The organism is Pseudomonas sp. Z18(2022) (assembly GCF_036346535.1).
GTDB lineage: Bacteria > Pseudomonadota > Gammaproteobacteria > Pseudomonadales > Pseudomonadaceae > Aquipseudomonas > Aquipseudomonas yamanorum_A.
The window spans coordinates 201,564-221,189 of sequence record NZ_JAOTOA010000008.1 but is presented as its reverse complement, the minus strand read 5'-3'; the positions used below and the strand labels follow the sequence as shown (position 1 = coordinate 221,189).

At 62.2% G+C, this 19,626-nt stretch carries 16 protein-coding genes; 12 read left to right on the top strand and 4 right to left on the bottom strand.

All coding sequences use genetic code 11. The features are described from left to right. Window positions 1-16 precede the first annotated feature (16 nt). From V3W39_RS18565 to V3W39_RS18535, 7 genes are all read left to right on the top strand, one after another. The gene (locus V3W39_RS18565) at window positions 17-265 is read left to right on the top strand and encodes a DUF2934 domain-containing protein (protein WP_330213092.1); all 249 of its coding nucleotides are present in this window, start codon (window positions 17-19) and stop codon (window positions 263-265) included. A gap of 192 nt (window positions 266-457) precedes the next feature. Then, on the top strand, window positions 458-2,617 hold the full coding sequence (gene glgX, locus V3W39_RS18560; protein WP_177041745.1) for a glycogen debranching protein GlgX: 2,160 nt from the start codon (window positions 458-460) through the stop codon (window positions 2,615-2,617). A gap of 1 nt (window position 2,618) precedes the next feature. Continuing rightward, complete coding sequence (locus V3W39_RS18555) at window positions 2,619-3,617, top strand: acyl-CoA dehydrogenase family protein (RefSeq protein WP_177041744.1); 999 nt, start codon at window positions 2,619-2,621, stop codon at window positions 3,615-3,617. After that, complete coding sequence (locus tag V3W39_RS18550) at window positions 3,614-4,372, top strand: PIG-L deacetylase family protein (RefSeq protein ID WP_177076471.1); 759 nt, start codon at window positions 3,614-3,616, stop codon at window positions 4,370-4,372. The genes V3W39_RS18555 and V3W39_RS18550 overlap by 4 nt, the downstream gene beginning before the upstream one ends. Next, window positions 4,369-4,968, top strand: a complete 600-nt coding sequence (locus tag V3W39_RS18545; protein ID WP_177041740.1) for an SAM-dependent methyltransferase — start codon at window positions 4,369-4,371, stop codon at window positions 4,966-4,968. The genes V3W39_RS18550 and V3W39_RS18545 overlap by 4 nt, the downstream gene beginning before the upstream one ends. Further along, entirely contained in the window at window positions 4,965-5,624 is a 660-nt protein-coding gene (locus V3W39_RS18540; protein WP_177076473.1) for a glycosyltransferase, read from the top strand. The genes V3W39_RS18545 and V3W39_RS18540 overlap by 4 nt, the downstream gene beginning before the upstream one ends. Before the next feature lie 188 nt (window positions 5,625-5,812). Further along, window positions 5,813-6,574 (top strand): PIG-L deacetylase family protein, encoded by a 762-nt coding sequence (locus V3W39_RS18535; protein ID WP_177041736.1) that lies wholly within the window; start codon window positions 5,813-5,815, stop codon window positions 6,572-6,574. 44 nt (window positions 6,575-6,618) lie between these two features. Here the strand turns inward: V3W39_RS18535 and glgB are convergent, their stop codons facing one another. The 3 genes from glgB to V3W39_RS18520 all read right to left on the bottom strand — a co-directional run bounded on the left by glgB (window position 6,619) and on the right by V3W39_RS18520 (window position 14,368). After that, window positions 6,619-8,853: a 1,4-alpha-glucan branching protein GlgB gene (gene glgB, locus V3W39_RS18530; protein ID WP_177041733.1), complete on the bottom strand. Its 2,235-nt coding sequence runs from the start codon at window positions 8,851-8,853 to the stop codon at window positions 6,619-6,621. Further along, window positions 8,850-12,197 carry a maltose alpha-D-glucosyltransferase gene (treS, locus tag V3W39_RS18525; RefSeq protein ID WP_177041731.1) on the bottom strand — a complete coding sequence of 1,116 codons (3,348 nt, stop codon included), beginning with the start codon at window positions 12,195-12,197 and terminating at the stop codon, window positions 8,850-8,852. Before treS ends, glgB begins: the two co-directional genes overlap by 4 nt. Window positions 12,198-12,370: 173 nt before the next feature. Beyond that, entirely contained in the window at window positions 12,371-14,368 is a 1,998-nt protein-coding gene (locus V3W39_RS18520) for an alpha-1,4-glucan--maltose-1-phosphate maltosyltransferase (RefSeq protein ID WP_330213091.1), read from the bottom strand. Between the two features lie 205 nt (window positions 14,369-14,573). Between V3W39_RS18520 and V3W39_RS18515 the strand changes: the two genes are divergently transcribed. Both V3W39_RS18515 and V3W39_RS18510 read left to right on the top strand, forming a co-directional pair. Further along, entirely contained in the window at window positions 14,574-14,732 is a 159-nt protein-coding gene (locus tag V3W39_RS18515; RefSeq protein ID WP_167664995.1) for a hypothetical protein, read from the top strand. Window positions 14,733-14,908: 176 nt separating this feature from the next. Beyond that, a complete protein-coding gene (locus V3W39_RS18510; RefSeq protein WP_330213090.1) occupies window positions 14,909-15,466 on the top strand; it encodes a hypothetical protein in 558 nt (185 codons plus the stop codon). Here V3W39_RS18510 and V3W39_RS18505 read toward each other — a convergent pair. Beyond that, the gene (locus V3W39_RS18505; RefSeq protein WP_010171626.1) at window positions 15,463-15,957 is read right to left on the bottom strand and encodes an MgtC/SapB family protein; all 495 of its coding nucleotides are present in this window, start codon (window positions 15,955-15,957) and stop codon (window positions 15,463-15,465) included. The two genes, V3W39_RS18510 and V3W39_RS18505, sit on opposite strands and share 4 nt — an antisense overlap. 120 nt (window positions 15,958-16,077) lie before the next feature. Here V3W39_RS18505 and V3W39_RS18500 point away from each other — a divergent pair, with 120 nt between their 5' ends. From V3W39_RS18500 to mapR, 3 genes are all read left to right on the top strand, one after another. Then, window positions 16,078-16,317: a DUF3203 family protein gene (locus V3W39_RS18500; RefSeq protein ID WP_330213089.1), complete on the top strand. Its 240-nt coding sequence runs from the start codon at window positions 16,078-16,080 to the stop codon at window positions 16,315-16,317. Between the two features lie 184 nt (window positions 16,318-16,501). Further along, window positions 16,502-17,917 (top strand): cytochrome c oxidase accessory protein CcoG, encoded by a 1,416-nt coding sequence (ccoG, locus tag V3W39_RS18495; protein WP_177041723.1) that lies wholly within the window; start codon window positions 16,502-16,504, stop codon window positions 17,915-17,917. Between the two features lie 166 nt (window positions 17,918-18,083). Beyond that, window positions 18,084-19,493 (top strand): GntR family transcriptional regulator MpaR, encoded by a 1,410-nt coding sequence (gene mapR / locus V3W39_RS18490; RefSeq protein ID WP_177041721.1) that lies wholly within the window; start codon window positions 18,084-18,086, stop codon window positions 19,491-19,493. Window positions 19,494-19,626 lie beyond the last annotated feature (133 nt).

Genomic DNA, 19,626 nt, shown 5'->3' with positions numbered 1-19,626 from the left:
TGCGAGGAGCATTGTGATGAGTACTGAAGACAAACGCATACGCGAATTAGCGCATCAGATCTGGGAGTCTGAAGGCAAACCCCACGGCGAGGACGCGCGACACTGGGAGATGGCGCGCAAACTGGCGGAAGCCGAAGCACTGACGCCTTCCAAGCCAAAGGCTGTCGCCAAGCCCAAAGCCGCGCCGAAACCCAAGGCCGCAGCAGCGCCGGCCAAGCCTGTTGCCGACAAAAAACCCAAGGCGCCGCGCAAGCCCGCCAGCTGACAAAGGCCCCTTGTGGGAGCGGGCTTGCCCGCGATGGCGGCGGCACATTCAGCATCGATGTCGCCAGATACTCCGCCATCGCAGGCAAGCCAGCAACCACAGGGGAAACCGCATCCAATTCAAGATTTTCATCTGGCTTCACGCCGGCACGGCCCCGTTCGGCCCGGAAAAACCCTTTGCAGGAGCACCTCAATGAGCAAACCCAACAAGCCCAACTCGACGCCGGAAAACGAGCCGTCGCGGATTCGTGAAGGTTTGCCCTTCCCCCTCGGCGCGACCTGGGATGGCCTGGGCGTCAACTTTGCGTTGTTCTCGGCCAACGCCACCAAAGTCGAGCTGTGCATTTTCGACGACAGCGGCGAAGTCGAACTCGAACGCATCGAGCTGCCGGAATACACCGACGAGACCTTCCACGGCTACCTGCCCGACGCCCATCCAGGGCTGATCTACGGCTATCGCGTGTACGGTCCTTATGACCCAGCCAACGGTCATCGCTTCAACCACAACAAATTGCTGATCGACCCCTACGCCAAACAGTTGGTGGGCGAACTCAAATGGTCCGAAGCACTGTTTGGCTACACCATCGGCCACCCCGACGCCGACCTGAGTTTCGACGAGCGCGACAGCGCGCCCTTTGTACCTAAATGCAAAGTCATCGACCCGGCCCACACCTGGGGCAACGACCAGCCAGTGCGCACGCCCTGGGATCGCACGATCATCTACGAAACCCACCTGCGCGGCATCACCATGCGCCACCCTTCAGTGCCTGAAGAAGTGCGCGGCACCTGCGCCGGGCTGATGGTCGACGATGTACTCAAGCACATTCGCCAGTTGGGCGTCTCCTCGGTGGAACTGCTGCCGGTACACGCCTTCGTCAACGACCAGCACCTGCTGCAAAAAGGCATGACCAACTATTGGGGCTACAACAGCATTGCCTTCTTCGCCCCGGACCCGCGCTACCTGGCCAGCGGCAAGATCGCCGAGTTCAAGGAGATGGTCGCGCACCTGCATGAAGCCAAGCTGGAAGTGATCCTGGACGTGGTCTACAACCACACGGCCGAAGGCAACGAGCAAGGTCCGACCCTGTCCATGCGCGGCATCGACAACGCCTCGTACTACCGCCTGATGCCCGATGACAAGCGTTTCTACATCAACGATTCCGGCACCGGCAACACCCTCGACCTAAGCCACCCGTGCGTGCTGCAAATGGTCACTGACTCGCTGCGCTACTGGGCCACCGAGATGCACGTCGACGGTTTCCGCTTCGACCTGGCGACCATTCTCGGCCGCTACCGCGACGGTTTCGACGAGCGCCACAGTTTCCTCGTGGCCTGCCGCCAGGACCCGGTGCTGCGCCAGGTGAAAATGATCGCCGAGCCCTGGGACTGCGGCCCCGGCGGCTATCAGGTCGGCGGCTTCCCGCCGGGCTGGGTGGAATGGAACGACCGCTTCCGCGACACCGTGCGCTCGTTCTGGAAAGGCGACGACGGCCAATTGGCGGACTTCGCCGGGCGCATGACCGCCTCGGGCGAGATGTTCAACCAGCGCGGGCGTCGCCCGTACAGCTCGGTGAACTTCATCACCGCGCACGACGGGTTCACCCTGCACGACCTGGTGTCCTACAACGACAAGCACAACGAAGCCAACGACGAGAACAACCAGGACGGCAGCAACAACAACCTGTCGTGGAACCACGGTGTCGAAGGCCCCACCGACGACCCGGAAATCAACGCACTGCGCCTGCGCCAGATGCGCAATTTCTTCGCCACCCTGCTGCTGGCCCAGGGCACGCCGATGCTGGTGGCCGGTGACGAGTTCGCCCGTACCCAGCACGGCAACAACAACGCCTATTGCCAGGACAGCGAGATTGGCTGGATCAACTGGGACCTGGATGAAGACGGCAAGGCCCTGCTCAAGTTCGTCAAGCGCCTGATCAAGCTGCGCCTGGCGTACCCGATCCTGCGTCGCGGACGCTTCCTGGTGGGCGACTACAACGAGGATATCGGCGTCAAGGACGTGACGTGGCTGGCGCCGAGCGGTGATGAAATGACCATCGAGCAGTGGCAAGACAGCCACGGTCGCTGCCTGGGCATGTTGATGGATGGCCGCGCCCAGGAAACCGGGATTCGCCGCCCGGGGGCCGATGCCACCCTGCTGCTGGTGGTCAACGCCCACCACGACATGGTCAATTTCCGCCTGCCACCGGTGCCGGATGGTGGCTTCTGGACCTGCATGCTCGACACCAACCAACCGTCGGTGCGCGGCCAGGAACGCTTCGATTTCGACCACGAATATGCAGTCACCGGGCGTTCGCTGTTGCTGTTCGAACTGCAGCATGAGGATGAGGTGTGAGATGGCCCTGCATGGATTTCTTCGCGGCTACCGGGAATACCCGGACACCCAGGCCCTCGGTGCGGCACTGAGAGCACTGGTGGAGGAAGGCCTGGATCAGTTGCCCTTGCCGGGCAGCGGGCAAACCCTGGAACGCTTCAGCCGGCTGGCACAAGTGGCCGGCCATGACCTGCGCTTGTGCAAGCTGTATGAAGGCCACACCGACGCCCTGGCGATCATTGCCGAGCTCGGCAGCCCCTTGCCACCGGTTGGCAGCACCTGGGGCATGTGGGCAGCCGAGCCGCCCACCGCCAGGGTGAAAATCCGTCGCGACGGCCATCGCGTGTGGCTGCAGGGCCGCAAGGCCTGGTGCTCGGGGGCTGCGGTGGTGAGCCACGGCTTGCTCACGGCGTGGGATGAAGAAGACCGCCAACAGTTGGTTGCGGTGGAAATGCATCAGCCCGGGGTAACCGTCACCGATGAAGGCTGGCAGGCCGTGGGCATGGCGGCCACCGGCAGTGTTGAAGTGCTGTTCAGCGAGGCCAGCGGCCTGGCCATTGGCGAGCCTGGGGATTACCTGGCTCGCCCAGGCTTCTGGCAAGGCGGCATCGGTATCGCCGCGTGCTGGTATGGCGCGGCACAGCGCCTGTCTGAGGCCTTGCGCGAACAGTGCGCCAAGCGTGCGGAGCCTCACGCCCTCGCTCACCTGGGCAGTGTGGACAGTGCCTTGCATAGCGCGGCCTGCGTACTGCGGGAAAGCGCCACCCACATCGACCGGCACCCCAAGGCCAATGCCCAATTACTGGCGCAGCAGGCACGGGCCTGTATCGAAGAAACAGTCGACCAGGTGATCCACCACGTCGGGCGCGCGCTGGGTGCCGGCCCGTATTGCAAAGACCCGCACTTTGCCCGGTTGATGGCCGACTTGCCGGTGTACCTGCGGCAAAGCCACGCCGAGCGCGACCTGGCCGCCCTCGGTCAACAGGTCGCCAATGAGCGCCCAGGGAGATGGGAATTATGAAAACCAACCCTATCGTTGGCCAGGGCACACCGTTGCACTTGTGGCAAAGCTCCTCGCGCCTGGCCGAGCTGGGCTGCGTCGATATCGCCGACCTGGTGCCCGATGGCAGCCGCGCCGTGATCATCGCCCCTCACCCGGACGATGAAGTGCTGGGCTGCGGCGGCCTGCTCCAAGGCTTGGCGGCGCTGGACCGGCCGATGCTGCTGATCTCCGTCACCGACGGCAGCGCCAGCCATCCGGGCTCCCGTCGCTGGCCGGTGGAGCGCCTGAGCGTGGTCCGGCCGCAAGAGTCGGCCCAGGCCCTGCATCGCCTGGGGTTGCCGTTGCACAGCCTGAAATGGCTGCGAGCGGGCTTCAGCGACAGCCAGGTCGCAGCGGGCGAAGAAGACCTCAGCCAATTTATTGAACGCTACCTCAAGCCCGGCGATGTGGTCTTCACCACCTGGCGCGAAGACGGCCATTGCGACCACGAAGCCGTAGGCCGCGCCAGTGCCAGGGCGGCCCAGGCCGTGGGCGCGACCTTGCTGGAGCTGCCGGTGTGGACCTGGCATTGGGCAACCCCCGAAGACAGCCAGGTGCCCTGGCACCGCGCGCGCAAAATCCTCCTCACGCCTGAAGCCGTGGCCCGCAAGCGCCATGCGATCCATGCGTTCGCCAGCCAGCTGGAAGGCGACCCGCAGATCGGCCTGCCGCCGGTGCTCGCCCCATATGTTCTGGAACGCCTGCTGCAACCCTTTGAAGTGGTGTTTGTATGAGCGTCGCCACACCCTACTTCGATGAGCTGTTTGCCGGCAACGACGACCCCTGGGCCTTCCGCCAACGCTGGTACGAACGGCGCAAGCGCGCGCTGACCCTGGCGCTGCTGACCCGACCACGCTACGCCTCGATCTTCGAGCCCGGCTGCGCCAACGGCGAACTGAGCTTCGAGCTGGCCCCGCGCTGTGACCGCCTGCTGTGCTGTGACACGGCGCAGGCCGCCGTCAGCCTGGCACAGGCGCGGCTGCGGGGTTTCAGCCATGCCCAGGTGCAGCAGAGCCGCCTGCCGGAGCAATGGCCCACTGAGACCTTTGAACTGATTGTGCTCAGCGAGCTGTGCTACTACCTCGACCCGAAGGATTTCGATGGGCTGATTGATCGCGCGCTCGCGTCACTGACGCCTGACGGACAACTCCTCGCCTGCCATTGGCGACCGCCCATCGAAGGCTGCCCGCAAACGGCCGACCAGGTGCACGCGCGCCTCGACCAACGCCTGGGCATGTCGCACCTGGTGCAGCATCACGAAAGCGATTTTCTACTGGACTTGTGGAGCCACGACGGCACCACCGTTGCAACCTTGGAGGGACTGCGATGATCGGCATCCTGATACCCGTGCATAACGAAGAAACACTGCTGCCCGACTGCCTGAAAGCCGCGATGATCGCGGCCAGCCATCCGGGGTTGCTGGGTGAAGAGGTGCAGATTCTGGCGGTGCTCGACAGCTGCAGCGATCGCAGCGCCGAGATCACCCGCCAATACCGGGTGCAGAGCCTGGAAGTGCAGGCGCGTAACGTGGGGCACGTGCGCGGCGTGGGTGCGCGGCACTTGCTCAACAACGGCGCGCGCTGGATTTCCTGCACCGACGCCGACAGCCGCGTCGCCCCGGACTGGCTGGTGGCGCAGTTGGCGTTGGGCGCAGATGCGGTGTGCGGCACGGTGACAGTCGATGCCTGGAGCGAAGGCTTCGACCCGGCGGCGCAGATCCGCTATCACCAGGCCTATGCGGCCCGGGACGGGCATCGGCATATCCACGGCGCCAATCTGGGCGTGAGTGCCAGTGCCTACGTGCGGTCCGGCGGTTTTGATCCCCTGCCGTGCCACGAAGATGTGGAACTGGTGCGCCAGCTGGAACGCTGCGGTGCGTCCATCGCCTGGAGCCATTCGCCCCAGGTGATCACCAGCGCCCGCCTGGATTGCCGGGCACAGGGCGGCTTTGGCGATTACCTGAAGAGCCTGATGCAGGCCTCTTGAAAAAATAGCGACATCCGACTGTGTAAAAGCGACGATTCATAACTATGATCAGTACTCCTTGCGCGGCAATCCAGGGTTGGAACGCCGTCGCGCCGCGAGCATGAGCTGCATGACGCTCGCGGACCAACAAGAGTCGTCCCGTCAACGGGGTACGGCCTGCACCACCGATGAACAAGGACGTGACACCCATGAAACCAGCACCGTTAATTGACAGCCGCCGGGGCCCCGCGCAAATCTGGAACAGCGCCCCGCAACTCGCGCAAATCCCTGCCATCAACCCCGCAACCCTGGTGCCCGAAGGCGCCCGCGTGGTGGTCATCGCGCCGCATCCCGGCGATGAAGTGATCGCCTGTGGCGGCCTGCTGCAATTGCTCAGCACCCGTGAATATGCCCTGCAACTGATCTCCATCACCGACGGCAGCGCCAGCCATCCGGGCTCCAGCGTGTGGCCGGCCAAACGCCTGAGCGTGGTGCGGCCCCAGGAAAGTGTCGAGGCCCTGCGCCGCCTGGGTGTGCCCCTGCACAGCCTGAAATGGATTCGCGGCGGGTTTGCCGACAACGCCCTGTCGGCGCGAGAGCAGCAGATGAGCCAGTTCATCGCACGCTACCTGCAACCCGGCGACGTGGTGTTCACCACCTGGCGCAACGACGGTAACGACGACCATGAGGCCGTAGGCCGCGCTGCCGCCAAAGCCTGTGCGCTCAAAGGCATACACCTGCACGAGTTGCCGATCTGGGCGTGGCACTGGCCCTTGCGGGATACAGCTGCGATCCCTTGGCAACGTGCACGCAAAGTACGGCTCGATACCTGGAGCGTCGCTCGCAAGCTGCATGCCGCCCACGCCTATGCCAGCCAATTGGCCGGTGACCCGGAAATCGGCCTGGCGCCAATCTTGGCCCAAGTGCTGCTCGAGCGCATGCGCGAGCCCTATGAGATTGTGTTTTTGTAGGGAGTGACAAGGACGCGGACAAGCCCGCGTCCCTGCTGTGGAAATCAGCCTTCCGGGCGCAGGATCAGCACGCCCAACGGCGGCAAATTCAACGACAGCGACAACGGCTGCCCATGCTTGGGCTCTTCCACCGTAAACGCCCCGCCACCGTTGCCGAAGTTGGAACCGGCATAGGTATCGGCGTCGCTGTTGATCACTTCGCTCCAGCGCCCGGCGAACGGTACGCCTACCTGGTAGGCCTCCCTCGGCACCGGCGTGAAGTTGGCCACCACCAGTACCGGCCGGCCGTCCTTGCTCCAGCGCAGCCAGGCGTAGACGCTGTTGATGGCGTCATCCCCAATCAGCCATTGGAAGCCCTGAGGCGCGTCGTCCTGGTCGTGCAGCGCCGGTTCTTCGCGGTACAGGCGGTTGAGGTCGCCTACCAGTTTCTGCACGCCCCGGTGTTCCGGGTATTGCAGCAGGTACCAGTCCAGTTGCTGGTCGTGGTTCCACTCGCGCCATTGGCCAAACTCGCAGCCCATGAACAACAGCTTCTTGCCCGGGTGCATCCACATGAAGCTGAGGTAGGCCCGCAGGTTGGCAAATTTCTGCCAGCGGTCACCGGGCATCTTGTCGATCAGCGAGTGTTTGCCGTGCACCACTTCGTCGTGGGAAATCGGCAGGATAAAGCGCTCGGACCAGGCATACACCAGGCCGAAACTCAGCTCGTTGTGGTGATGAGCGCGGTACACCGGGTCTTGCTGGATGTAATGCAGCGAATCGTGCATCCAGCCCATGTTCCACTTGTAGTTGAACCCCAGCCCGCCTTGTTGGGTGGGCTGACTCACGCCCGGCCAGGCGGTGGACTCCTCGGCGATCACCAGCGCACCGGGGGCCTCAAGGGCCACCACGTCGTTGAGGTGACGCAGGAAGTCGATGGCTTCAAGGTTTTCACGCCCGCCATGGCGGTTCGGCACCCACTCACCGGCCTTGCGCGAATAGTCGCGATACAGCATCGAGGCCACGGCATCCACCCGCAGGCCGTCGATATGGAAGTGCTTGAGCCAGTGCAACGCCGACGCCAGCATGAAGCCATGGACTTCGGTGCGGCCGAGGTTGTAGATCAGGGTGTCCCAATCCTGATGGAAGCCTTCCAGCGGGTTGGCGTATTCGTACAGCGCGGTGCCGTCGAATTGCGCCAGGCCGTGGGTATCGGTAGGGAAATGCGCCGGCACCCAATCGAGGATCACGCCGATATCCGCCTGGTGGCAGGCATTGACGAAAAACGCGAAGTCGTCCGGCGAGCCGAAGCGCGCCGTCGGGGCAAATTGTGACAGGGCCTGGTAGCCCCAGGAGCCGCCGAACGGGTGCTCCATGATCGGCATCAGCTCGATATGGGTGAAGCCCAGTTGCTGCACATACGGAATCAAGCGCTCGGTCAGCTCGCGCCAACTGTACTGGCGGGCCACTTCGCCGACTTCGTCCAGCTCACACTGCCACGAGCCGGCATGCAGCTCGTAGATCGACAGCGGTGCGCTGGGCTTTTGCCGTTCACTGCGCGACTGCATCCAGGCTTCATCTTGCCAGTCGACCTGCAGCGGCGAAGCGACTTTGGAGGCCGTGTCCGGTGGCATCTGCGTGGCCAGGGCCATCGGGTCGGCCTTGAGCGGCAGAATCCCGTGGGCCCCGAGAATTTCATACTTGTAGGCAGCGCCGGGTTGCAGGCGCGGGATAAAGATTTCCCAGACCCCGGACGGGTGCCGCAGGCGCATCGGGTGACGGCGGCCGTCCCAGATATTGAAGTCGCCCACTACCGATACCCGGCGCGCATTCGGCGCCCATACCGCAAAGCGCACGCCCTGGACGCCGTCGACGCTGGTCACCTGCGCACCGAGGCAACTGCTCAGGTCGCGGTGATTGCCTTCGGCGAACAGGTACAGGTCCATCTCCCCCAGCAGCAGCTGGCTGAAGCTGTAAGGGTCTTCAGTGATCTGTTCGCCACCGGCCCACTGGATCTTCAGCAAGTACGCCTGGCGGCTGCCGAAATGCCCGACAAACAGGCCCGGCACGTGAGTCGCGTCAAGGCTGCCGATGTGCTCGCCACTGTCGCGGGCCAACACCTGGACGCTCAAGGCCTCAGGCAGGAAGGCGCGAATGAACTGGCCGCCCTGCTCGTCATCATGGGGCCCGAGGATCGAGAACGGGTCGTGATGCTCAGCGCGCACCAGCGCCTCGATGTCCTTGGCAGCAGGCATCACACTCAACTTTGGCTGCAGCGGTTCTTTGCTTGTAAAACTCATGACGTCTCCCCACCGCGTGCAGTTTTCGATAATGGTTTCAACCCACTGAGCAGCCCGTGCAAACCTTGCAACGGCACCGGCAACCAGCTCGGGCGATTCTCTGCTTCGTAGGCCACTTCGTACGCGGCCTTCTCCAGGCTGAACAACGCCAGCGCAGCGTCCTGGCCCTTGGCATCCTGCCAGTCATGGGCCAGTGTAGCCGTAGCCCCGTGATAAGCCTGGATAAATGCCTGCCTGGCCTCCTGCAAGTAGCGATCCGCGACCCGCTGCCGTGATGCATTGGCCTCGGGTGACTGGTCCACGCCCTGCACATTCACCGCCATGGCCGCCGCGTAATCGAACGACCGTAGCACCCCGCTCACATCCTTGTACGGGCTGTGCTTGCCGCGACGCTCATGCAGTGGCCGCGCCGGTTCGCCCTCGAAGTCGATCAGGTAGGCATCGCCCTTCACCACCAGTACCTGGCCCAGGTGCAGGTCGCCATGCACGCGAATGCGCAACCCGCCCACCGTGGCTTTCGCCAGGTCCTGGACGTAACTGGCGATGGCCTTTTTCTGATCCAGTAAAGCACTGACCAACGCCTGGTCGGCAGGGTTCAACCGGGTTTGATGCTGTTTGAGCAACTGCAAGGCGCGGTCGATTTGCGCGCCCACCTGCTTGCTCCAGGCCTGGCTGTCCTTGACCGAGGTCACCTCGGGTTTGAAGGCTTTGTCGGTGGTCGGCGCTGCCAGCACCTGGTGCATTTCACCGAGGCGCTGGCCGAGCAAGCCGGCGAAGTCCGCCAGTTCGCCGAGCGCGTTGTAGTGCTGCTCCTGCTCGGAGATGGCTTCGGCCAGTTCGTCGCGAATCGCCCGTTCCAGGTTGTTCTGGGTCCAGCTCCAGGCATCGCCCTGGTTGTTCAGGTAACCCTGGGCAATCATCAACAGGTTGTCCTGGCCCTCGGCATCGTGGCGAATCACCGAGCCCAGCAGCGGCGAGATGTGTTCATAGCCGGCTTCGGTCAGGTAGGCACCCATTTCCAGCTCGGGGTGCACCCCGGCGCTGACTTTGCGGATCAGTTTGAGCACCAGGCTGCCGCCCACTACCACCGAACTGTTGGATTGCTCGGCCGCGAGGTAGCGCACTTCCGATTCGTCGTTCAACTCCAGTTTGGCCAACTGCGCCGTGGGCTCGAAGCGAATCTCGCCATCGGTGGAGCTGAGCACGGTGTTGGCCTGCAGGCCCTGGATCACCGCACGAATATAGGTGTCGAGGCTGAAGGCGTCCGTCACCAGGCCGACCTGGCGCACCCGCCGCACACGGGCAAGTGCCAGCTGTTGCGGCAACGCGCTGGTGAACTGGTCTTCGCCGAGGAAGCCGAACGGCAGTTGATAGCGGCTGACCTGCCCGGCGCTGGTGACTTCGATTTCGCTGAGCAACACCGGATGCTGCGGGTCGCCAAAGCGCACGCCGTAGGCGATGTGCACGCCGTCGATCGCCGTGTCCTTGCTGGCAAACCAGCGGCGCTTGGGCAGCCACGCCGGCAAGGCATTCTGTTCCAGGGTGGTACGGCATGGCGCTTCGAGGAGTTCTTCCATGCGTTTTTTCAGCACCAGGGTGGTGAAGTCCGGAATGCTTTGCGCCGGTTCCACGTGCCAGCTCGGCATCTGGTTTTCCGCCGCCAGCACGAACCAATAGAAGCCGTACGGTGCCAGGGTCAGCAGGAAATTCAGCTGGCCAATGGGCGGGAACGCATTGCCGCCGAGCATCTCCACCGGGACCATGCCGGCAAATGCCGAAAGGTCCAGCTCGGCCGCCTGGGCACTGCGGGACACGTTGGCCACGCACAGGATGATTTCATTCTTGCCGTCGGCACCCACGTATTCACGCGTATAAGCCAGGATGCGGCGGTTGGTGGGCGAGAGCATTTTCAGGCTGCCGCGACCAAAAGCCTTCGACTGTTTACGCACGGCCAACATGCGCCGGGTCCAGTTCAGCAGCGAGTGCGGATCCTGGGTCTGGGTTTCAACGTTCACCGACTGGTAGCCGTATTGCGGGTCCATGATCGGCGGCAGCACCAGGCTGGCCGGGTCGGCACGGGAGAAGCCGCCGTTGCGGTCGATGGACCATTGCATTGGGGTGCGCACGCCGTCGCGGTCACCGAGGTAGATGTTGTCGCCCATGCCGATTTCATCGCCGTAGTACAGGGTCGGCGTGCCGGGCATCGACAGCAGCAGGCTGTTGAGCAGCTCGATGCGGCGGCGGTCACGTTCCATCAACGGCGCCAGGCGGCGGCGAATCCCCAGGTTGATCCGCGCGCGGCGGTCGGCGGCGTAGTAGTTCCAGAGGTAGTCACGTTCCTTATCAGTGACCATTTCCAGGGTCAGTTCATCGTGGTTGCGCAGGAAGATTGCCCATTGGCAATTGGCCGGGATTTCCGGGGTCTGGCGCAAAATGTCGGTGATCGGGAAACGGTCTTCCTGGGCCAGCGCCATGTACATGCGCGGCATCAGCGGGAAGTGGAAGGCCATGTGGCATTCGTCGCCGTCATCGCCCTTCTTGTCACCGAAGTACAGCTGGGTGTCTTCCGGCCACTGGTTGGCTTCGGCCAGCAGCATGCGGTCGGGGTAGTTGGCGTCGATCTCGGCGCGGATCTGCTTGAGCACGTCGTGGGTTTCGGGGAGGTTTTCGTTGTTGGTGCCGTCGCGTTCGATCAGGTACGGGATCGCGTCCAGGCGCAGGCCGTCGATGCCCATGTCGAGCCAGTAGCGCATCACCGACAGCACGGCCTTCATTACCTGCGGGTTGTCGAAGTTGAGGTCCGGCTGGTGGGAATAGAAGCGGTGCCAGAAGTACTGGCCGGCGACCGGGTCCCAGGTCCAGTTGGACTTTTCGGTGTCGAGGAAAATGATGCGGGTGCCGTCGTATTTCTGGTCGTCATCGGACCACACGTAGAAGTCCCGTGCCGCCGAGCCTGGCTTGGCCTTGCGCGCACGCTGGAACCACGGATGCTGATCGGACGTGTGGTTGATCACCAGCTCGGTGATGACCCGCAGGCCACGGTTATGCGCCTCGGCGATAAAGCGCTTGGCGTCGGCCATGGTCCCGTAGTCGCTGTGCACACCGCGGTATTCGGCGATGTCGTAGCCGTCGTCACGGCGTGGCGAGGGGTAGAACGGCAGCAGCCAGATGGTGTTCACGCCGAGGTCGGCGATGTAGTCGAGTTTGGCGATCAGCCCGGGAAAGTCACCGATGCCGTCGTTGTTGGAGTCGAAATAGGATTTGACGTGAACCTGATAAATCACCGCGTCCTTGTACCAGAGCGGGTCTTTGATAAAGGTGGCAGCCTTGGGTTTCTTCGCCATTGGAAACTCCTGGGAATTCTAAGAAATCTGCCTGAAGGAACTCGATCAATGTAGGAGCTGGCTTGCCTGCGATGGCGGTGCATCAATCACACTTTTTCCAGCTGAAAGACCGCTATCGCAGGCAAGCCAGCTCCTACATTTGATCTCCGGTGTCTTGGAGATCGGTGTTCGATTCAGGAAACGGTAATGCGCCAGATGCCGAACGGCTGGTGCCAGGGTTCGATCCGCATCCACTGGGTCTTGCCGTACCAGGTCCAGCGGTGGCCGGTCATCAGGTCCTCGCCCTGGGTCTGGGCGTCATCCGGCAAGCCCAGCTCCCACAGCGGCAACTCGAAGTTCGCCTCCTGGGCATTGAACGGGTCGAGGCTGACGGCCACCAGAATGAAGTTGCTGCCGTCCTCGCTACGCTTGCCGAAGTACAGGATGTTGTCGTTCCACGCGTTGTAGAGCTTCAAGCCCAGGTGCGTCTGCAAGGCCGGGTTTTGCCGGCGGATGCGGTTGAGCTGGGCGATCTCGGCAATGATGTTGCCCGGCGCCGTGAAGTCCCGCGGGCGGATCTCGTACTTCTCCGAGTCCAGGTATTCTTCCTTGCCCGGCACCGGGGCCGCCTCGCACAGTTCAAAGCCGGAGTACATGCCCCACAGGCCCGAGCCCATGGTGGCCAGCGCAGCGCGGATCAAAAACCCGGCGCGCCCGGATACATGCAGGAAGCCCGGGTTGATGTCCGGCGTATTGACGAAGAAGTTGGGCCGGAAACACTCGCGCCACGGCGACTCGTTCAGCTCGCCCAGGTACTCGCTCAACTCGGCCTTGGTGTTGCGCCAGGTGAAGTAGGTGTAGCTCTGGGAGTAACCGACCTTGCCCAGTCGCGCCATCATTGCCGGGGTGGTGAAGGCTTCGGCGAGGAAGATCACCTCAGGGTATTTGGCGCGCACATCGCTGATCAGCCATTGCCAGAACGGCAGCGGTTTGGTGTGGGGGTTGTCGACGCGAAAGGTCTTGACGCCCTCTTCCACCCAGCCGACCACGATGTCACGCAACTCCACCCACAGGCTGGGAATGGCGTCTGCCGCGTAAAAGTCGACGTTGACGATGTCCTGGTATTTCTTCGGCGGGTTCTCGGCGTATTTGATGGTGCCGTCGGGCCGCCAGTTGAACCAGCCCGGATGCTGCTTGAGCCACGGGTGGTCCTGGGAACACTGAATGGCAAAGTCCAGGGCGATTTCCAGGCCATGGTCGGCGGCGGCCTTGACCAGGTTGCGGAAGTCTTCGCGAGTGCCCAGTTGCGAGTGGATCGCCTCGTGGCCGCCCTCTTCGCTGCCGATGGCATACGGGCTGCCCGGATCATCCGGCCCGGCGGTCAGGGAATTGTTCTTGCCCTTGCGATGGCTGCGGCCGATGGGATGGATCGGCGGGAAGTACAGCACATCAAAGCCCATGTCATGGATCATCGACAGACGTGAGTGCACGTCGTTAAAAGTGCCGTGACGTGCTGGATCGTCGGTGATCGAGCGCGGAAACAATTCGTACCAGCTGGCGAACTGCGCAGCCTCGCGCTCGACATCAATCGGGAATACCGGGCTGATGCTCAAATAGGCGCGATGATCGGCCTGGGTCATCAGGTGTGCACTGTCTTCGTGCAGGAACAGCGCCACCTGCTCGGTTTCCAGCAGGCCCGAAAGTTCGTGATGCAGCAGCATCAGGCGGTCGCGCAGTTCGTTGTCGCTGCGCTCGGCGGCTTGCAGCACCTGGCTGCGGCCTTCCTGCAATTCCAGGCTGACCGGCACGCCCGCCTCGTGCTTCTTGCTCAATTCGTAGCGGAAGCTGGCGAAGGTGTCGATCCAGGCCTCGATGCAATACTCATGGGGGCCCTGGGCGGCCACGGTGAACGCACCTTCCCAGCCATTGTTGCCCACATCGGTCATCACCACGCTGTGCCAGCTTTCTTCACTGCGCGGGCGCCAGCGGATCATTACCGCAAGCTTGTCGTGGCCGTCGGCGAATACCTTGCTGGCGACCTGGACGCGTTGGCCCACCACAGCCTTGACCGCAAACTCGCCGCCATCGATCACCGGGGTGGTGCCTTCAATCGCAATCCTGGGCAGCAACAGCGCCTGGGACAGCGGTAATGTGGAGGTTGAATCGTCTTGGGTCAGTGTTTCAGCAGTCATCGAGCATCTCCCCTTAACGCCCAGTGGACGCTCTTGTGCCTGATTCAAATTCTGAAACGACGCCGCTCTCCCTGAGCAGGGCCGTCTAGGTTCCGAGCATGCCGGCCGGTGAAAAGTTCAGGTGGATATGCCGCCATCGGGCGGGGAATCAAATACACCGCGCGATTGTCCACCGATAGAGCAAAGCACAAAGGAGGCCACACCGATGAATATCCCGATTCCGGCTGAAACCCCAGACCCGAACATTGACAAGCCCACCCTGCCACCCACCGAGCCGGACCCGATTCCCGAGCAAGAACCGCCTGGCACTCAGCCACCACCGGTGGAGGAACCACCGACGACGATGCCGCCAGTGATTGTCTGAAGCGAGCGTGACAGTTTAGGTTTTGACGATCCAGGCCGATCGTCAAAACCGAAACTTCCTACCGGAAACAGAGATGGCTCTTAGAGTCAGAGCCTATTCGCCCCATAAGACTTGTCTCGGGAAAACGCGCACCCTCGGGATGTAGCGTTTATTTCATCATCCTGCGAGAAAACATCATGTCGACGATCAATACCCAGCCGAGTGCCTACCATCTCTGTCTGCATAATGCGCTGCCCCCGAACTGCCCCCCGACCGGGCACCCCCTTAACGACCTGAAAGCGCTACTGACCAAGGACAACATTGGTCAGCTGTTGCGCAATCCTGACGCTCAACGAAGCGTCAACACCCTGAACAAGCTCCGTGATCTATTGACCCCGGCGAACATCAGCGCCCTGCTGCGTGGTCCCGATGCCCAGGAGAATGCCCGGACGCTAACGGATATCGGCGAGTTGTTGAATAAAGACGCTATCAACCCTGGACTGAGCGCCGCCACGCAAGCCATGGAAAAAGCGATCGATGAGGACACTCAAAAACGAAAAACCGAGATGCTCATTCAAATGGCAACCGACCCCGATGACGACAGCGCGATACTGGAATCCTTGGCAAACTGGCGCCAATCCGCGGCTCAGGCACGTCAAAGCGCTCGACACTCCGGGACCATGGCTAACACCTTGACAGACCTGGGCGCGCGCCTCAGCAAGCACAACATTGATGCCGGGATGGGCTCCAGCTAATCCTTCTCCAGCAACCTGACAATCCTTGGCATCACACTGAACACCATCAGTGCCAGCACCGTACTCAAGACCGCCGTCGACTCACGTCCCATCCCGGCCGCCACGCCAATGGCGGCGGTCATCCAAAGGCCGGCGGCGGTGGTCAGGCCTTTGACGTGCTGGCCCTCCTCGTCTTCCTTGCCCTTGAGGATAGTGCCGGCGCCGAGAAAACCAATGCCCGCAATCACGCCTTGCAACACGCGGCTCATGGCGTCGGCCTGGGAGCCGGACAAATTCGGCACCAATACAAACAGCGCTGCCCCCATGGCCACCAGCATATGGGTGCGCACCCCGGCGGCCTTACCCTTCTGTTCACGTTCAAAACCGAGAATGCCGCCCAGAATGGCCGCAATCAGCAACCGCACGGTGATCTGTGTCAGTTGCCGGGCATCACCGATGTCCGCAAATTCCGCTTGCAGGGTTTGCCAGACTTCATGCCACCAGGCGTCCATGGTCGTGTCCTTTCAAGAGGTCGATACGGGATGGACAACGCCGACCGTCAGTCAGTTGCGCAGAACCATTCAGCCACGGGCAACGCCTAACCCCCAGTACCCCTGGAAAAGGACAGCACCATGCCCGTACGTATCGAAAACCAGACCTGTTACTTCAAGGTCGATGAGCACGGCGACGAAAAAAGCCTGCCTGCCACCGATGTCACTGTGATTACCGACAGCGCCAAGTCCATGTCGGCCGTCGAGTTGAACGGCGAGCGCGTGTACATCACCGAAGCAGAAGCGGACGCATTGACCGTAGCAGGCGCCACCGACGGTCGTAAGCATCTGAAGGCTACTTTTGGTGATTCGGTGATTTGATTGACCTGGATCATCCCCGCCTGAAAAGCGCTGCACCCCGTGTGCCACAGGGTGCAGCACATTGTCGCAGGGTCGTACTGGCGGCCCATCTGATCCGCTTTTTATCGCCATACCTGAGTCTGTTATGCAAACAGAGCGCCGGTCATAGTTCATCTGCCTGATGGAGGCTGATGAGCGAAAGACCATGAGCGATAGAATCCCCGTCCGAACCGTAGAAGTGTATGAGCCTGCGCATCCAAAGAAGATGAAGGCCAAATCCAGCGATAACCTGATTCACACCCGTAGTTTCACTGGGCTGTTCCGTACCTTGCGTGTGGCAGGCGCGGGCTTCCTGTTCCTGGCCTTTTTCGGCACCGTGTGGCTGAACTGGGGCGGACGGCAGGCGGTGTTATGGGACCTGGCTGAAAGCAAATTCCATATCTTTGGTGCAACGTTCTGGCCCCAGGACTTCATCCTGCTCTCGGCGTTGTTGATCATCTGTGCGTTCGGCCTGTTCGCGATCACCGTGTTCGCGGGCCGCGTGTGGTGCGGTTATACCTGCCCGCAAAGCTCGTTTACCTGGCTGTTCATGTGGTGCGAAAAGGTCACCGAAGGCGAGCGAAACCAGCGCATCAAGCTGCAAGCCGCGCCCTGGGGCTTGAACAAGCTGGCCAGGCGCTCGGCCAAACACACCCTGTGGCTGGGCATCAGCGTAATGACCGGGCTGACGTTTGTCGGCTACTTCACGCCAATCCGGCCGTTGGCCGAAGAAATGCTGACCTGGCAAATGGGCGGCGTGAGCTTGTTCTGGGTGCTGTTTTTTACCGGTGCCACCTACATCAACGCGGGCTGGTTGCGGGAAGCGGTGTGCATGCACATGTGTCCGTATGCGCGGTTCCAGAGCGTGATGTTCGACAAGGACACCCTGACCATTTCCTACGACGTGGCCCGCGGCGAGCATCGCGGCCCGCGTAAACGTGAGGTGCAACCGGCGGATGTCGGCCTGGGCGACTGCATCGATTGCCAACTGTGCGTCCAGGTATGCCCTACCGGCATCGACATCCGTGACGGCCTGCAAATGGAATGCATCGGCTGCGCGGCGTGTATCGATGCCTGTGATTCGATCATGGACAAAATGGGCTATGCCCGTGGACTGGTCAGCTATACCTCGGAGCATCAGCTGCAAGGTGGCAAGACCCACCTGCTCAGGCCACGGCTGATCGGCTACAGTGCCGTGTTGCTGGTCATGATCGGTGCGCTGGTGGTGGCGCTGGTGGAGCGGCCGATGGTGTCGCTGGACGTGACCAAGGACCGTGGGATGTTTCGCGAGAACAGCGAAGGCCTGATCGAGAACATCTACAGCCTCAAGGTCATCAACAAGACCCAGCAGCGTCAGGATTATCGCCTGGAGCTGGTGGATGGCGACGGCTTCCAGTTGCAGGGCAAGACCGACATCAGCCTGGCACCGGGGGAGATTACCGATGTACCGGTGTCGGTGGCGATGACCGCAGACAAACCGGCCAGCAGTTCCCAGACTATTCGCTTCAAGGTGTCGGATGTGGATGAGCCATGGATTTATAGCGCGGCGGATAGTCGGTTTGTGGCGCCGTTGAATCGTTAAACCCGATATTGAAGATCACGAGGACTCTATGTGGGAGCTGGCTTGCCTGCGATGGCGGTGCATCAGTCACACTTTTTCCAGCTGAAAGACCGCTATCGCAGGCAAGCCAGCTCCCACATTAGATCTGTATTCACTCCAAAAACTGTATCAAGCGCACTGAGCCCCAATGAAACGCTACGAAAAATTCGCCGACGACATCGCAGAACTGATCCGCTCCGGCGTCCTCGGGCCCGGCCAGCGTGTGCCGTCAGTACGTTATGCCAGCCAGACCTACGGCGTCAGCCCGTCCACGGTGTTCCAGGCTTACTACCTGCTGGAACGTCGCGGGCTGATCCGCGCCCGACCGCGTTCCGGTTACTTCGTGAACACCCATGCGCCGAGCCCGTTTTCCGAGCCGGTGGTGAGCGCCCACGTGCATGAGTCCACCGAAGTGGACGTCAGCGAATTGGTGTTCTCGGTGCTCGATTCCATCAAGGACCCGCAAACCGTGCCTTTCGGCTCGGCCTTCCCCAGCCCCACCCTGTTCCCGCTGCAACGCCTGGCCCGCTCCCTGGCCAGTGCCAGCCGGGAAATGGACCCGCGCATGGTGGTTACCGACATGTCGCCGGGCAACCCGCAGCTGCGCCGGCAGATCGCCCTGCGCTACATGGTGGGCGGGCTGATGCTGCCGATGGAAGAACTGCTGATCACCAACGGCGCCCTTGAAGCGCTGAACCTGTGCCTGCAAGCGGTGACCGAACCGGGCGACCTGGTGGCCATTGAAGCGCCCGCGTTCTACGCCAGCCTGCAAATCCTCGAGCGCCTGAAACTCAAGGCCGTGGAGATCCCCGTACACCCGCGCGACGGCATCGACCTCAAGGTGCTCGCACAAAGCCTGGAACGCTATCCGATCAAGGCCTGCTGGTGCATGACCAGCTTCCAGAACCCCATGGGCGCAACCATGCCCGAGGCCAGGAAACAGGAACTGGTGGAGTTGCTGCGCAGCCATCAGGTGCCGCTGATCGAAGACGACGTGTACGCCGAGTTGTACTACGGCCAACAGGCGCCCAAACCGGCCAAGGCGTTCGACACTGAAGGCCTGGTGATGCATTGCGGCTCTTTCGCCAAGAGCCTGGCCCCCGGCTACCGCATTGGCTGGGTTGCGGCCGGGCGATATGCGCAGAAGATCGAACGGCTGAAGCTGATGACCTCGCTGTGCGCCTCGATGCCGGCCCAGGCGGCGATTGCCGATTACCTGCAGCACGGTGGCTATGACCGGCACCTGCGCAAGTTGCGGTATGCGCTGGAGGAGCAACAAAGCGCAATGCTTGCGGCCATCGCCCGCTACTTCCCGGCGCAGACCCGTGTCAGCCAGCCCGCTGGCGGTTACTTCCTGTGGCTGGAGTTGCCGGAGCAGACCGACTCGTTGAAATTGTTCCAGATGGCGCTGGCCCAGGGCATCAGCATTGCGCCGGGGCCGATCTTTTCGCCCACGCAGCGCTTCAGGAACTGCATTCGGTTGAACTACGGCAGCCCGTGGGATGAGTCGTGTGAAAAGGCGATGGAGACGCTGGGGCGGATTGTGCGTTCGTTCTGAGGAGCTGTGTGAAGGCCACTGACGTCATCGCGGGCAAGCCCGGCTCCCACATTGGAATGCATTCTTTCTGACAATGCAGATCAAATGTGGGAGCCGGGCTTGCCCGCGATGAGGCCCGGACAGACGCTACAAC

Bases quoted from the DNA above. Each gene is read 5' to 3' on its own strand.
- mapR (WP_177041721.1), top strand. From the start codon at position 18,084: ATGAAACGCTACGAAAAATTCGCCGACGACATCGCAGAACTGATCCGC.
- V3W39_RS18500 (WP_330213089.1), top strand. From the start codon at position 16,078: ATGCCCGTACGTATCGAAAACCAGACCTGTTACTTCAAGGTCGATGAG.
- V3W39_RS18520 (WP_330213091.1), bottom strand. From the start codon at position 14,368: ATGACTGCTGAAACACTGACCCAAGACGATTCAACCTCCACATTACCG.
- treS (WP_177041731.1), bottom strand. From the start codon at position 12,197: ATGGCGAAGAAACCCAAGGCTGCCACCTTTATCAAAGACCCGCTCTGG.
- V3W39_RS18565 (WP_330213092.1), top strand. From the start codon at position 17: ATGAGTACTGAAGACAAACGCATACGCGAATTAGCGCATCAGATCTGG.
- V3W39_RS18515 (WP_167664995.1), top strand. From the start codon at position 14,574: ATGAATATCCCGATTCCGGCTGAAACCCCAGACCCGAACATTGACAAG.
- V3W39_RS18505 (WP_010171626.1), bottom strand. From the start codon at position 15,957: ATGGACGCCTGGTGGCATGAAGTCTGGCAAACCCTGCAAGCGGAATTT.
- V3W39_RS18535 (WP_177041736.1), top strand. From the start codon at position 5,813: ATGAAACCAGCACCGTTAATTGACAGCCGCCGGGGCCCCGCGCAAATC.
- V3W39_RS18555 (WP_177041744.1), top strand. From the start codon at position 2,619: ATGGCCCTGCATGGATTTCTTCGCGGCTACCGGGAATACCCGGACACC.
- glgX (WP_177041745.1), top strand. From the start codon at position 458: ATGAGCAAACCCAACAAGCCCAACTCGACGCCGGAAAACGAGCCGTCG.
- glgB (WP_177041733.1), bottom strand. From the start codon at position 8,853: ATGAGTTTTACAAGCAAAGAACCGCTGCAGCCAAAGTTGAGTGTGATG.
- ccoG (WP_177041723.1), top strand. From the start codon at position 16,502: ATGAGCGATAGAATCCCCGTCCGAACCGTAGAAGTGTATGAGCCTGCG.
- V3W39_RS18545 (WP_177041740.1), top strand. From the start codon at position 4,369: ATGAGCGTCGCCACACCCTACTTCGATGAGCTGTTTGCCGGCAACGAC.
- V3W39_RS18550 (WP_177076471.1), top strand. From the start codon at position 3,614: ATGAAAACCAACCCTATCGTTGGCCAGGGCACACCGTTGCACTTGTGG.
- V3W39_RS18510 (WP_330213090.1), top strand. From the start codon at position 14,909: ATGTCGACGATCAATACCCAGCCGAGTGCCTACCATCTCTGTCTGCAT.
- V3W39_RS18540 (WP_177076473.1), top strand. From the start codon at position 4,965: ATGATCGGCATCCTGATACCCGTGCATAACGAAGAAACACTGCTGCCC.